At 53.9% G+C, this 14,101-nt stretch carries 14 protein-coding genes; all 14 read left to right on the top strand.

Annotation, left to right across the window (positions count from 1 at the left end; genetic code table 11):
- Nucleotides 1-4 precede the first annotated feature (4 nt).
- The 14 genes from atpB to pstB all read left to right on the top strand — a co-directional run bounded on the left by atpB (nt 5) and on the right by pstB (nt 14,099).
- Nucleotides 5-823, top strand: coding sequence for a F0F1 ATP synthase subunit A (gene atpB / locus WFL93_RS15785; RefSeq protein ID WP_007893608.1), 819 nt, complete (start codon nt 5-7; stop codon nt 821-823).
- A gap of 50 nt (nt 824-873) precedes the next feature.
- Nucleotides 874-1,113 (top strand): F0F1 ATP synthase subunit C, encoded by a 240-nt coding sequence (gene atpE / locus WFL93_RS15790; RefSeq protein ID WP_003849523.1) that lies wholly within the window; start codon nt 874-876, stop codon nt 1,111-1,113.
- Nucleotides 1,114-1,220: 107 nt separating this feature from the next.
- On the top strand, nt 1,221-1,691 hold the full coding sequence (atpF, locus tag WFL93_RS15795) for a F0F1 ATP synthase subunit B (RefSeq protein ID WP_007893603.1): 471 nt from the start codon (nt 1,221-1,223) through the stop codon (nt 1,689-1,691).
- A gap of 14 nt (nt 1,692-1,705) precedes the next feature.
- Nucleotides 1,706-2,239, top strand: coding sequence for a F0F1 ATP synthase subunit delta (gene atpH / locus WFL93_RS15800; RefSeq protein ID WP_007893600.1), 534 nt, complete (start codon nt 1,706-1,708; stop codon nt 2,237-2,239).
- Nucleotides 2,240-2,253: 14 nt separating this feature from the next.
- The gene (gene atpA / locus WFL93_RS15805) at nt 2,254-3,795 is read left to right on the top strand and encodes a F0F1 ATP synthase subunit alpha (RefSeq protein WP_007893598.1); all 1,542 of its coding nucleotides are present in this window, start codon (nt 2,254-2,256) and stop codon (nt 3,793-3,795) included.
- A gap of 52 nt (nt 3,796-3,847) precedes the next feature.
- Nucleotides 3,848-4,714, top strand: a complete 867-nt coding sequence (gene atpG, locus WFL93_RS15810) for a F0F1 ATP synthase subunit gamma (RefSeq protein ID WP_007893596.1) — start codon at nt 3,848-3,850, stop codon at nt 4,712-4,714.
- 63 nt (nt 4,715-4,777) lie between these two features.
- A complete protein-coding gene (gene atpD, locus WFL93_RS15815) occupies nt 4,778-6,175 on the top strand; it encodes a F0F1 ATP synthase subunit beta (RefSeq protein ID WP_007893594.1) in 1,398 nt (465 codons plus the stop codon).
- A 24-nt stretch (nt 6,176-6,199) separates the two neighbouring features.
- The gene (locus WFL93_RS15820; RefSeq protein ID WP_007893591.1) at nt 6,200-6,619 is read left to right on the top strand and encodes a F0F1 ATP synthase subunit epsilon; all 420 of its coding nucleotides are present in this window, start codon (nt 6,200-6,202) and stop codon (nt 6,617-6,619) included.
- A 164-nt stretch (nt 6,620-6,783) separates the two neighbouring features.
- On the top strand, nt 6,784-8,154 hold the full coding sequence (gene glmU, locus WFL93_RS15825; RefSeq protein ID WP_336778532.1) for a bifunctional UDP-N-acetylglucosamine diphosphorylase/glucosamine-1-phosphate N-acetyltransferase GlmU: 1,371 nt from the start codon (nt 6,784-6,786) through the stop codon (nt 8,152-8,154).
- Nucleotides 8,155-8,296: 142 nt separating this feature from the next.
- Nucleotides 8,297-10,126 carry a glutamine--fructose-6-phosphate transaminase (isomerizing) gene (gene glmS, locus WFL93_RS15830; RefSeq protein WP_007893588.1) on the top strand — a complete coding sequence of 610 codons (1,830 nt, stop codon included), beginning with the start codon at nt 8,297-8,299 and terminating at the stop codon, nt 10,124-10,126.
- A 176-nt stretch (nt 10,127-10,302) separates the two neighbouring features.
- Complete coding sequence (gene pstS / locus WFL93_RS15835; RefSeq protein ID WP_049852409.1) at nt 10,303-11,346, top strand: phosphate ABC transporter substrate-binding protein PstS; 1,044 nt, start codon at nt 10,303-10,305, stop codon at nt 11,344-11,346.
- An 89-nt stretch (nt 11,347-11,435) separates the two neighbouring features.
- Nucleotides 11,436-12,398 (top strand): phosphate ABC transporter permease PstC, encoded by a 963-nt coding sequence (gene pstC / locus WFL93_RS15840; RefSeq protein WP_049852408.1) that lies wholly within the window; start codon nt 11,436-11,438, stop codon nt 12,396-12,398.
- A complete protein-coding gene (pstA, locus tag WFL93_RS15845) occupies nt 12,395-13,282 on the top strand; it encodes a phosphate ABC transporter permease PstA (RefSeq protein ID WP_336778533.1) in 888 nt (295 codons plus the stop codon). Before pstC ends, pstA begins: the two co-directional genes overlap by 4 nt.
- Nucleotides 13,283-13,325: 43 nt before the next feature.
- Nucleotides 13,326-14,099: a phosphate ABC transporter ATP-binding protein PstB gene (pstB, locus tag WFL93_RS15850; RefSeq protein WP_007893584.1), complete on the top strand. Its 774-nt coding sequence runs from the start codon at nt 13,326-13,328 to the stop codon at nt 14,097-14,099.
- Nucleotides 14,100-14,101 lie beyond the last annotated feature (2 nt).

The raw sequence follows: 14,101 nt of genomic DNA on the forward strand, positions 1-14,101 counted from the left end.
CATCATGGCTGCTGGAGAAATCTCTACTCCGCAAGAATACATAGGTCACCATCTGAATAATCTTCAGTTGGACCTGCGTACTTTCGAGTTGGTGAATCCGCACGACGCTCCTGCGACGTTCTGGGTATTAAATATCGATTCCATGTTTTTCTCTGTGGTGCTGGGACTTATTTTCCTGGTGTTGTTCCGCAAAGTGGCCAAAAGCGCTACCAGCGGTGTTCCAGGGAAATTACAAGCGGCTATCGAACTGGTTGTCGGCTTCGTTGATAACAACGTGCGCGACATGTACCACGGTAAAAGCAAACTTATCGCCCCGCTGGCTCTGACGATTTTCGTCTGGGTCTTCCTGATGAACTTCATGGATCTGCTGCCTATCGATTTGCTGCCGTTTATCGGCGAGCACTATTTAGGCCTGCCGGCGCTGCGCGTCGTGCCGTCTGCAGACGTGAACATCACGCTGTCTATGGCGCTGGGCGTATTTATTTTGATTCTGTTCTACAGCATCAAAATGAAAGGCATTGGCGGCTTCACCAAAGAGTTGACGCTGCAGCCTTTTAATCACCCGATCTTCATCCCCATTAACCTGATTCTTGAAGGTGTTAGCCTGCTGTCCAAGCCTGTTTCACTGGGTCTGCGACTGTTCGGTAACATGTATGCGGGTGAGCTGATCTTTATCCTGATTGCCGGCTTGCTGCCGTGGTGGTCGCAGTGGTTGTTGAATGTGCCTTGGGCCATTTTCCACATCCTGATCATTTCGCTGCAGGCTTTCATTTTCATGGTCCTCACGATCGTCTATCTGTCGATGGCATCTGAAGAACATTGATTTTTTATCTCAACACTTAAGCTTTTAACTGAAACAAACTGGAGACTGTCATGGAAAACCTGAATATGGATCTGCTGTACATGGCTGCCGCTGTGATGATGGGCCTGGCGGCAATCGGTGCTGCGATCGGTATCGGCATCCTCGGAGGTAAATTCCTGGAAGGCGCCGCGCGTCAACCGGATCTGATCCCTCTGCTGCGTACGCAGTTCTTTGTTGTAATGGGTCTGGTGGATGCTATCCCGATGATCGCTGTAGGTCTGGGTCTCTACGTGATGTTTGCTGTCGCTTAAACCTGGTAGCCTTGTTCACTCATGGCACCTGGTGTGATGAGGGACGGATTCTGCCGTTTATCTCTGATAGCGGCAGAGCAAGTTAACTTAATAAGAGGCATTGTGCTGTGAACATTAATGCAACAATCCTCGGCCAGGCCATCGCGTTCATTCTGTTTGTCGCGTTCTGCATGAAGTACGTATGGCCGCCGATTATGGCTGCCATCGAGAAGCGCCAGAAAGAAATTGCTGAAGGCCTTGCTTCTGCTGAGCGCGCGAAGAAAGATTTAGATCTCGCGCAGGCCAATGCGACCGACCAGCTGAAAAAAGCCAAAGAAGACGCTCAGGTCATTATCGAGCAGGCGAACAAACGCCGTGCCCAGATTCTGGACGAAGCCAAAACTGAAGCTGAGACTGAACGTAACCGCATCGTGGCACAGGCGCAGGCAGAAATTGATGCCGAGCGTTCGCGTGCCCGTGAAGAGCTGCGTAAGCAAGTCGCGTTGCTGGCATTAGCTGGCGCCGAGAAAATCATCGAACGTTCCGTGGATGAAGCTGCTAACAGCGACATCGTTGATAAACTGGTCGCTGAACTGTAAGGAGGGAGGGGCTGATGTCTGATCTTATTACTGTAGCTCGCCCCTACGCCAAAGCAGCTTTTGACTTTGCTGTTGAGCATCAAAGCATCGATCGCTGGCAATCAATGCTGGCGTTTGCCGCAGAAGTGGCTCGCAACGAACAGATCGCAGATCTTCTTTCCGGTGCGCTTGCACCGGAAGCGTTATCTGCTTCTTTCATTGCAGTTTGTGGCGATCAACTTGATGAAAACGCCCAGAACCTGATTAAGGTGATGGCCGAAAACGGACGTTTGACAGCGCTTCCAGCGGTACTGGCTCAGTACATTCAACTGCGTGACGCTCATGAAGCGACAGCGGAAGTTGATGTGATTTCTGCCAGCACGCTGAGTGACAGTCAGCTGACTAAAATCAGCGCCGCGATGGAAAAACGTCTGTCACGTAAAGTTAAGCTGAATTGCAAAATTGATAAGTCTGTAATGGCAGGTGTGGTTATCCGTGCGGGTGACCTGGTCATTGATGGCAGCGTACGCGGCCGTCTTGATCGTCTGGCAGACGTCTTGCAGTCTTAAGGGGACTGGAGCATATGCAACTGAATTCCACCGAAATCAGCGAACTGATCAAGCAGCGCATTGCTCAGTTCAATGTCGTGAGTGAAGCTCACAACGAAGGTACTATTGTTTCTGTAAGTGACGGTATCATCCGCGTACACGGCCTGGCCGATGTTATGCAGGGTGAGATGATTGCCCTGCCGGGCAACCGTTACGCTATCGCACTGAACCTCGAGCGTGACTCGGTTGGTGCAGTAGTGATGGGCCCGTATGCTGACCTCGCGGAAGGCATGAAAGTTAAATGTACGGGTCGTATTTTAGAAGTTCCAGTTGGCCGCGGCCTGCTGGGTCGTGTGGTGAACACCCTGGGTGCACCGATCGACGGTAAAGGCGCAATCGAAAACGACGGCTTCTCGCCTGTTGAAGTGATTGCACCGGGCGTTATCGACCGTCAGTCAGTAGACCAGCCTGTTCAGACCGGTTACAAATCTGTCGATGCGATGATTCCAATCGGCCGTGGCCAGCGTGAGCTGATCATCGGTGACCGTCAGACCGGTAAAACCGCAATGGCAATCGACGCCATCATCAACCAGCGTGATTCAGGCATCAAGTGTGTCTATGTTGCGATTGGCCAGAAAGCGTCAACCATTTCTAACGTCGTACGCAAACTGGAAGAGCACGGCGCGCTGGCTAACACCATCGTCGTTGTCGCTTCTGCTTCTGAATCTGCAGCACTGCAGTACCTGTCACCGTACGCTGGTTGTGCGATGGGTGAGTACTTCCGTGACCGCGGTGAAGATGCACTGATCGTATACGATGACCTGTCTAAGCAGGCTGTTGCTTACCGTCAGATTTCTCTGCTGCTGCGCCGTCCACCAGGTCGTGAAGCTTTCCCTGGCGACGTGTTCTATCTCCACTCTCGTCTGCTGGAGCGTGCATCACGCGTTAGCGCTGACTACGTTGAGCGCTTCACCAACGGTGAAGTGAAAGGCCAGACCGGTTCATTGACCGCACTGCCAATCATCGAAACTCAGGCGGGTGACGTTTCCGCGTTCGTTCCGACCAACGTAATCTCGATTACCGATGGTCAGATCTTCCTGGAATCGAACCTGTTTAACTCCGGTATTCGTCCAGCCGTTAACCCGGGTATCTCTGTATCCCGTGTTGGTGGTGCTGCACAGACCAAGATCATCAAGAAACTGTCCGGTGGTATCCGTACCGCGCTGGCACAGTATCGTGAACTGGCTGCGTTCTCTCAGTTCGCTTCCGATCTGGACGATGCAACACGTAAACAGCTGAGCCACGGTCAGAAAGTGACCGAGCTGCTGAAACAGAAACAGTATGCGCCGATGTCAGTCGCGCAGCAGGGTCTGGTGCTGTTTGCTGCTGAGCGCGGCTATCTGAACGATGTTGACCTGGCGAAAGTCGGCAGCTTCGAAGCCGCTCTGCTGGCGTTCGCGGATCGCGATCACGCTGAGCTGATGGCTGAAATCAACCAAGCGGGTAACTTCAATAACGAAATCGAAGAGAAGCTGAAAGGCCTCCTCGAAACGTTTAAAGCAACCCAGTCCTGGTAATGTCTGGCGGCTTGTCTGAAAAGGCAGGCCGCAAGGCTTTGAGGAGAAGCTAATGGCCGGCGCAAAAGAAATACGTAGTAAGATCGGAAGCGTAAAAAATACGCAGAAGATCACCAAAGCGATGGAAATGGTCGCCGCCTCCAAAATGCGTAAAACGCAGGAACGCATGGCGGCCAGCCGTCCGTATGCAGATACCATGCGCAAAGTGATTGGTCACCTTGCTCTGGGTAATCTGGAATACAAGCACCCTTACCTGGATGAGCGTGACGTTAAGCGCGTCGGCTACCTGGTCGTTTCGACTGACCGCGGGCTTTGTGGTGGTTTGAACATTAACCTGTTCAAAAAATTGCTGGCAGATATGAAGGGCTGGGCTGATAAAGGTGTGCAGAGCGATCTGGCCGTTATTGGTTCTAAAGGCAATTCATTCTTCGGCTCTGTAGGTGGCAACATCGTGGCACAAGTCACCGGTATGGGCGATAAGCCTGCACTGTCTGATTTGATCGGCCCGGTAAAAGTGATGTTGCAGGCCTATGATGAAGGTCGCATCGACAAGCTGTATATCGTTGCCAACAAGTTTAATAACACCATGTCTCAGACTCCGACCATTACCCAACTGCTGCCGTTACCGCCAGCGGAAGGTGAAGAAGAGATGAAGGCGAAGACCTGGGATTACCTGTACGAACCCGATCCGAAAGCGCTGCTGGATACCCTGCTGCGCCGTTATGTCGAATCGCAGGTTTATCAGGGTGTGGTGGAAAACCTGGCCAGTGAGCAGGCCGCACGTATGGTTGCGATGAAAGCTGCAACCGATAACGGCGGAAACCTGATCAAAGAGCTGCAGTTGGTTTACAACAAAGCTCGTCAGGCCAGCATCACCCAGGAACTTACCGAGATCGTCTCGGGAGCCTCCGCGGTTTAACCAGGCATATATCCTGTCGCGCGAGCGCGGCTGGGTATTTTCGTATTAGGTAGAGGATTCAAGATGGCAGCTGGAAAGATTGTCCAGATTATCGGCGCCGTAGTTGACGTCGAATTCCCTCAGGACGCGGTACCGCAGGTATACAGCGCTCTCGAGGTGAAAAATGGTGATGCTCGTCTGGTGCTGGAAGTTCAGCAGCAGCTGGGTGGTGGCGTGGTTCGTACCATTGCCATGGGTACTTCTGACGGCCTGAAGCGCGGTCTGGAAGTTACCGACCTGAAAAAACCTATCCAGGTTCCGGTTGGTAAAGCAACCCTCGGCCGTATCATGAACGTATTGGGTGAGCCAATCGACATGAAAGGCGACCTGCAGAATGACGATGGCAGCGCATTAGAGGTTTCCTCTATTCACCGCGCAGCACCTTCATATGAAGATCAGTCTAACTCGCAGGAACTGCTGGAAACCGGCATCAAGGTTATCGACCTGATGTGTCCGTTCGCTAAGGGCGGTAAAGTCGGTCTGTTCGGTGGTGCGGGTGTAGGTAAAACCGTAAACATGATGGAGCTGATCCGTAACATCGCGGCTGAGCACTCAGGTTATTCGGTCTTTGCTGGTGTGGGTGAGCGTACTCGTGAGGGTAACGACTTCTACCACGAAATGACTGACTCCAACGTTATTGATAAAGTAGCGCTGGTGTATGGCCAGATGAACGAGCCGCCGGGTAACCGTCTGCGCGTAGCACTGACCGGTTTGACCATGGCGGAAAAATTCCGTGATGAAGGCCGTGACGTTCTGCTGTTCATCGACAACATCTATCGTTACACCCTGGCCGGTACTGAAGTATCAGCACTGTTGGGTCGTATGCCATCTGCGGTAGGTTATCAGCCGACGCTGGCAGAAGAGATGGGTGTGTTGCAGGAGCGTATTACCTCCACCAAGACCGGTTCAATCACCTCTGTACAGGCCGTTTACGTTCCTGCGGATGACTTGACTGACCCGTCACCAGCAACCACCTTTGCTCACTTAGACTCAACCGTTACGCTGAGCCGTCAGATCGCCTCTCTGGGTATCTACCCAGCCGTTGACCCGCTGGATTCTACCAGCCGTCAGCTGGATCCACTGATCGTGGGTCAGGAGCACTATGACGTTGCGCGTGGCGTGCAGTCTCTGCTGCAGCGTTACCAGGAACTGAAAGACATCATCGCCATCCTCGGTATGGACGAGCTGTCTGAAGAAGACAAACTGTTGGTGGCACGTGCGCGTAAGATTCAGCGCTTCCTGTCTCAGCCGTTCTTCGTTGCTGAAGTCTTCACCGGTTCTCCAGGTAAATACGTTACCCTGAAAGACACCATCCGTGGCTTCAAAGGCATCATGGAAGGCGAATTCGACCACCTGCCAGAGCAGGCGTTCTACATGGTCGGCGCTATCGAAGAAGCCGTAGAAAAAGCGAAGAAACTGTAATTTCGGTTTCCCAGGAGGAATGGTATGGCTATGACTTATCATCTGGACGTGGTCAGCGCGGAGCAACAAATGTTCTCCGGTCTGGTTCAGCGCATCCAGGTGTCAGGTAGCGAAGGTGAGCTGGGTATTCGTCCTGGCCACGCCCCGCTGCTGACAGCCATCAAGCCTGGTATGATTCACATCGTGAAACAGCACGGCGAAGAGGAGTATATCTACCTCTCTGGCGGCGTGCTGGAAGTACAACCTGGCAGCACCACCGTTCTGGCTGACACCGCGATTCGCGGTGAAGACCTTGACGAAGCGCGCGCGCAGGAAGCGAAACGTAAAGCGGAAGAGCACATGAACAGCAGCCACGGCGACGTGGACTATGCTCAGGCTTCTGCGGAGCTGGCGAAAGCCATCGCGAAACTGCGTGTTATCGAGCTGACCAAAAAAGCGATGTAATCAGGCTTTATGCGTCACGAAATGCCAGCCCTTTGGGCTGGCATTTTTTTTTGCCTGGCGTTTGCTGCAGCGCGATGACACCCGCTAATTTCGACCTGAGAAAAATGTAGTAATCTCAGGGTTAAACCTTACACTTTCGAAAGTTGAAGAGAATCAGGATAGTTATGTCTACGAACGCGATGAGTGTGGTGATCCTGGCCGCTGGCAAAGGCACCCGAATGTATTCCGACCTGCCTAAAGTTCTGCACACCCTTGCAGGAAAACCGATGGTCCAGCACGTGATTGATGCCGCAACAGGTTTGGGCGCACAGCAGATCCATCTGGTTTATGGCCATGGCGGTGATTTACTGCAATCAACATTGGCGGAGAACGCACTTAATTGGGTGTTGCAGGCAGAACAGCTCGGCACCGGCCATGCGATGCAGCAGGCGGCCCCTTTCTTTGCTGATGACGAAGATATCCTGATGTTGTACGGCGATGTGCCACTGATCTCGCAGGCCAGCTTGCAACGTCTGCGTGACGCTAAACCGGCTGGTGGCATTGGTTTACTCACCGTCGTTTTGGATAACCCCACCGGTTACGGCCGCATCGTGCGTGAAAACGGCACGGTGACTGGCATTATCGAGCAGAAAGACGCGTCGGCCGAACAGCTAAAAATCCAGGAAATCAACACTGGCATCCTGATTGCCAACGGCGGCGATCTCAAGCGCTGGCTGACGCAGCTCAACAACAACAATGCGCAGGGCGAATTCTATATCACCGATATCATCGCCATGGCGCATCGTGAAGGCCGGGTGATCAATGCGGTGCACCCGGCGCGTATCAGTGAAACCGATGGGGTAAATAATCGCCTGCAGCTGGCAACACTTGAGCGCGTTTATCAAAGCGAGCAGGCAGAAAGGCTGCTGCTGGCGGGTGTGATGCTGCGCGATCCGGCACGTTTCGATCTGCGCGGCTCGCTGCAGCATGGACGTGATGTTGAGATCGATACCAACGTGATCATCGAAGGCGAGGTCACGCTTGGCAACCGCGTCAAAATTGGCGCAGGCTGCATCATCAAAAACAGCGTGATTGCGGACGACTGTGAAATCAGCCCCTATTCGGTACTCGAAGATGCCACCTTAGCCGCTGCCTGTACGGTTGGACCTTTCGCGCGTCTGCGTCCGGGCAGCGAGTTGGCTGAAGCAGCCCACGTCGGCAACTTCGTTGAAATGAAGAAAGCCACGCTGGGTAAAGGCTCCAAAGCCGGTCATCTCTCCTACCTTGGCGATGCGGAAATTGGCGCGGGCGTGAATATCGGCGCCGGCACCATTACCTGCAATTACGATGGCGCCAACAAATCCAAAACCATCATCGGCGACAACGTGTTTATCGGTTCAGATACACAGCTGGTGGCACCTGTCAGCGTGGCGAGCGGCGCGACTATTGCCGCCGGCACCACCATAATGAAAGATGTGACAGCCGCTGACCTTGTCTATAACCGTAAAGAGCAGAATCAGAAGTCTGGCTGGCAGCGCCCGGTAAAGAAAAAATAAATTTTAAGGGCCGACAATGATCGGCCCATTAGCAGTGCCATAACTATATCCCCTTCTCTACAAGGCTCGGGGAACCGGCAACGCCGGAAATCAGGTCGTATGACAACGCAATGGCCAAAAGCCATGAAGTCAGGAAATTACTATGTGTGGAATTGTTGGTGCAGTAGCGCAGCGTGACATCGCAGAAATTCTGCTGGAAGGTTTGCGTCGTCTTGAGTATCGCGGTTATGACTCTGCCGGTCTGGCAGTGGTTGATCGACAGGGGCACATGACGCGCCTGCGTCGTCTGGGCAAAGTGCAAAATCTGGCGGAAGCGGCAGAACAACAGCCGCTGATTGGTGGCACCGGCATCGCGCACACGCGCTGGGCGACCCACGGTGAGCCGTCAGAGGCCAATGCGCATCCGCATGTTTCTGAGCACATCATCATCGTGCACAACGGCATCATTGAGAACCATGAGCCGCTGCGCGCCCAGTTGCTTGAGCGCGGCTATCACTTTGCCTCAGAAACCGACACTGAAGTGGTGGCGCATCTGGTGCATTGGGAGCAGAAGCAGGGCGGCACGTTGCGTGAAGTGGTATTGCGCGTGATCCCGCAACTGCGTGGCGCTTATGGCATGGTGATCATGGACAGCCGCGATCCATCGCTGCTGGTGGCGGCGCGTTCCGGTAGCCCGCTGGTGATTGGCCGTGGCGTGGGTGAAAACTTTATCGCTTCCGATCAACTGGCCTTACTGCCGGTGACGCGCCGCTTCGTTTATCTGGAAGAGGGCGATATCGCGGAGATCACCCGCCGCGAAATCACTATCATCGATCGTGAAGGCAAGCCCGCTAAGCGTGCTGAAATCGAATCGACCGCACAGTACGATGCCGGTGATAAAGGCATCTATCGTCACTACATGCAGAAAGAGATTTACGAGCAGCCAAATGCGATTAAAAACACCTTAACCGGGCGTTTTAATCACGGTGAAGTCGATCTCAGCGAGCTGGGCGCGGATGCCGAGAAGCTGCTGAGCCAGGTCGAACACATTCAGATCATTGCCTGCGGCACCTCATACAACTCCGGCATGGTGTCGCGCTACTGGTTTGAATCGCTGGCCAACCTGCCTTGTGATGTGGAGATCGCCTCCGAATTCCGCTATCGCAAATCCGCGGTACGCAAAAATAGCCTGCTGATCACGCTGTCACAATCGGGCGAAACCGCCGATACGCTGGCCGCGCTGCGTCTGTCGAAAGAGCTGGGTTATCTCGGTTCGCTGGCGATCTGTAACGTAGCTGGTTCATCGCTGGTGCGTGAGTCAGATTTGGCGCTGATGACCAAAGCCGGTACCGAAATTGGCGTTGCTTCGACCAAAGCCTTCACCACGCAGCTGGCGGTGTTGCTGATGTTGGTGGCGAAACTCGGTCGTCTGCACGGCATGAAAGCCGAAACCGAGCACGAAATTGTGCATGCGCTGCAGGCATTGCCAAGCCGTATCGAGCAGATGCTGGCGCAGGATAAAGTGATTGAAAGCCTGGCGGAGGGTTTCTCGGATAAACATCACGCGCTGTTCCTTGGGCGTGGCGATCAGTATCCCATCGCCATGGAAGGTGCGCTGAAGCTAAAAGAGATCTCCTATATCCACGCCGAAGCCTATGCGGCAGGCGAGCTGAAGCATGGCCCGCTGGCGTTGATTGATGCGGATATGCCGGTAATCGTGGTGGCGCCAAACAACGAACTGCTGGAAAAGCTGAAATCCAACATTGAAGAGGTACGCGCGCGCGGCGGTTTGCTGTATGTGTTTGCCGATCAGGATGCCGGTTTCAGCGACAGCGAGGGCATGAAAATCATCTCACTGCCACACGTAGAAGAGGTGATTGCACCGATCTTCTACACCGTGCCGTTACAGCTGCTTTCCTATCACGTAGCGCTAATTAAAGGCACCGATGTAGACCAGCCGCGTAACCTGGCAAAATCGGTTACCGTAGAGTAATCAGTCATCAGAGTGGGCCCGCAACGGGCCCGCTTCATCTCCGCGTACTGTCATATAACTGTCACATTTCGTACATTTCACTGTCATCAAACTGTCCTATTTTCCCTCCAGCAGCAATCACTAACTCCTACTAAAAAGGCATTGAGCCTGATTTTTTTAAATCCCCTGGAGGGAACATGACACTGATGCGTAGCACCGTAGCCCGAATCCTCGCCGCCACCTTCGCAGTAAGCGCGGTCTCTGCTTTTGCAGCAACCGATCTGACGGGCGCAGGCGGGACATTCCCGGCACCGGTTTATGCCAAGTGGGCAGCCGAGTATCAGCAAGCCACCGGTAGCAAAATCAACTATCAGGGTATTGGTTCTTCAGGCGGCGTGAAGCAAATCATCGCGAAAACCGTCGATTTCGGTGCGTCAGATGCGCCAATGAAAGAAGAAGATCTGCAGAAAAATGGCCTGTTCCAGTTCCCTACCGTCATCGGTGGTGTGGTGCTGGCGGTTAACATCCCAGGTGTGAAATCAGGTGAATTGACTCTCGACGGTAAAACCGTGGGTGATATCTACCTCGGCACCATCAAAAAGTGGAACGACCCGGCGATCACTAAACTGAACCCAGGCGTGAAACTGCCAGATTCCAACATTAACGTGGTCCGCCGCGCTGACGGTTCCGGTACTTCATTCGTCTTCACCAGCTACCTGGCGAAAGTGAACGAAGAGTGGAACAGCAAAATTGGTAAAGGTAACACCGTTAACTGGCCAACCGGTCTGGGCGGCAAGGGTAACGACGGCGTAGCCGCTTTCGTACAGCGTCTGCCGGGTTCGATTGGCTACGTAGAGTACGCTTACGCCAAGCAGAACAACCTGACCTACACCAAACTGGTTGATGCCGACGGTAAAGCGGTAGCACCAAGCGAAGAGAGCTTTGCTAACGCGGCGAAAGGCGCAGACTGGAGCAAAACCTTTGCTCAGGATCTGACCTTCCAGAAAGGCAACGATGCATGGCCAATCACCTCAACCACCTTCATCCTGATTTATAAAGATCAGGCTAACGCTGAGAAAGGTAGCGAAGTGCTGAAGTTCTTCGACTGGGCTTACAAAGGTGGCAGCAAAACCGCAACCGACCTGGATTATGCAGCGCTGCCAGAAAGCGTCGCTAACCAGATTCGTGCAGCGTGGAAAGCCAACATTAAAGATAGCTCCGGTAAAGCGCTGTACCAGTAACCGATTTACCTGGCCAGCCGAGACGGTTGGCCAACCCCAATGGGCGGCATGCGTGCTGCCCTGACATCCTCCTGAGAACAGAGAATTCTATGGCTGCCACTAAGCCGACGTTCAAAGCCCCCGGTAAACAAGGCGACATGATTTTCGGCGCGCTGGTTAAGCTGTCCGCGCTTATCGTGTTGCTGTTGATGGGTGGCATTATCGTCTCCCTGATTTTCTCCTCCTGGCCTAGCATCCAAAAATTTGGTTTCTCCTTCCTGTGGAATAAAACCTGGGATGCGCCGAACGAACAATTTGGTGCGCTGGTACCGATTTACGGCACCCTCGTCACCTCGATTATTGCCCTGATCATTGCCGTGCCGGTGAGCTTCGGCATTGCGCTGTTCCTGACGGAACTGGCGCCGGGCTGGCTGCGTCGCCCGCTGGGCACCGCCATTGAGCTGCTGGCAGCGATCCCGAGCATTGTTTACGGCATGTGGGGCCTGTTTGTTTTTGCCCCGCTGTTCGCCGAATATTTCCAGACGCCGGTTGGCAATGTGATGTCGAATATCCCGATTGTCGGCACGCTGTTCTCTGGCCCGGCTTTTGGTATCGGTATCCTGGCGGCGGGCGTGATTCTCGCCATCATGATCATTCCGTACATCGCCTCGGTGATGCGTGACGTGTTTGAGCAGACGCCGGTAATGATGAAAGAGTCGGCTTACGGTATCGGCTGCACCACGTGGGAAGTGATCTGGCGCATCGTACTGCCGTTCACCAAAAACGGTGTGATCGGCGGCGTTATGCTCGGCCTGGGGCGCGCTTTGGGTGAAACCATGGCGGTAACCTTCATCATCGGCAACACCTACCAGCTCGACAGCCCATCGCTGTTTATGCCGGGCAACAGTATTACCTCCGCGCTGGCCAACGAATTTGCTGAAGCGGAATCCGGCGTGCACGTAGCGGCACTGATGGAGCTGGGTCTGATTCTGTTCGTGATTACCTTTATCGTGCTGGCGATCTCCAAACTGATGATCCTGCGACTGGCGAAGAGTGAAGGAGCCCGTTCATGACCGTTATTGAAGTGCAGGCTCGCGCTGAGCTGGAAGCATCGCGCCGCAAAATGCAGGCGTGGCGCAGTACCAAAAACAAAATTGCCCTGACGCTGTCGCTGCTGACCATGGCTTTCGGGCTGTTTTGGCTGGTGTGGATTCTGTTCACCACCGTAACGCGCGGTGTCGATGGTTTGAGCTGGTCGCTGTTTACCGAATCGACTCCGCCACCCAATACTGCCGGTGGTGGTTTGGCCAACGCCTTAGTCGGCAGTGGCTTACTGATTTTCTGGTCGACGATCATCGGAACGCCGCTCGGCATCATGGCCGGGATTTATCTGGCGGAATATGGCCGTAAACACTGGCTGGCAGAAGTGATTCGCTTCATCAACGATATCTTGCTGTCCGCACCCTCGATTGTGGTGGGTCTGTTCGTCTACACCATCGTGGTGGCGCAGATGCAGCACTTCTCCGGCTGGGCCGGCGTGGTGGCGCTGGCGCTGTTGCAGATACCGATTGTGATTCGTATCTCCGAGAACATGCTGCGTCTGGTGCCAGACAGCATGCGTGAAGCGGCTTATGCGCTGGGTACGCCGAAGTGGAAGATGATTTCAGCCATTACGCTGAAAGCCTCTGTTTCCGGCATCATCACCGGTGTGCTGTTGGCTGTAGCGCGTATCGCCGGTGAAACCGCTCCGCTGCTGTTCACTGCGCTGTCGAACCAGTTCTGGAGCACCGACATGATGCAGCCGATCGCGAACCTGCCGGTCACCATCTTTAAATTCGCCATGAGCCCGTTTGCCGAATGGCAAAGCCTGGCGTGGGCGGGTGTGCTGATTATTACAGTGTGCGTGCTGCTGCTGAACATTGCGGCGCGTGTGATTTTCGCCAAAGGCAAACACTAATTTCCCGGCGCGGCTTCGGCGGCGCTGCTTATGAGAGACGAGAATGAGTAACGTGACTTCATCAGCCGGTAAAATTCAGGTCCGTAATCTGAACTTCTATTACGGTAAGTTTCACGCGCTGAAAAACATCAACCTGGATATCACTAAAAACCAGGTCACCGCGTTTATCGGCCCATCAGGCTGCGGTAAATCCACGCTGCTGCGCACCTTCAACAAAATGTACTCGCTCTATCCCGAGCAGCGTGCAGAAGGTGACATCCTGCTGGATGGCGATAACATTCTGGCATCTAATCAGGATATCGCCCTGCTGCGCGCGCGTGTTGGCATGGTATTCCAGAAGCCGACGCCGTTCCCGATGTCGATTTACGACAACATCGCCTTCGGCGTACGTCTGTTTGAAAAGCTGTCGCGCGCCGATATGGACGAGCGCGTGCAGTGGGCGCTGACCAAAGCGGCGCTATGGAATGAAACCAAAGACAAGCTGCATCAGAGCGGTTACAGTCTTTCCGGCGGTCAGCAGCAGCGTTTGTGTATCGCTCGCGGTATCGCGATTCGTCCGGAAGTCCTGTTACTGGATGAGCCGTGTTCAGCGCTCGATCCCATCTCAACCGGCCGTATCGAAGAGCTGATCACCGAGCTGAAGCAGGATTACACCGTGGTAATCGTGACCCACAACATGCAGCAGGCCGCGCGTTGTTCTGATCACACCGCTTTTATGTATCTGGGCGAGCTGATTGAGTTTAGCGATACCGATACTTTGTTCACTAAGCCCGCACAGAAGCAGACCGAAGATTACATCACCGGTCGTTACGGCTGATT

It is taken from the genome of Pantoea sp. USHLN256, from assembly GCF_037149875.1.
GTDB lineage: Bacteria > Pseudomonadota > Gammaproteobacteria > Enterobacterales > Enterobacteriaceae > Pantoea > Pantoea nemavictus.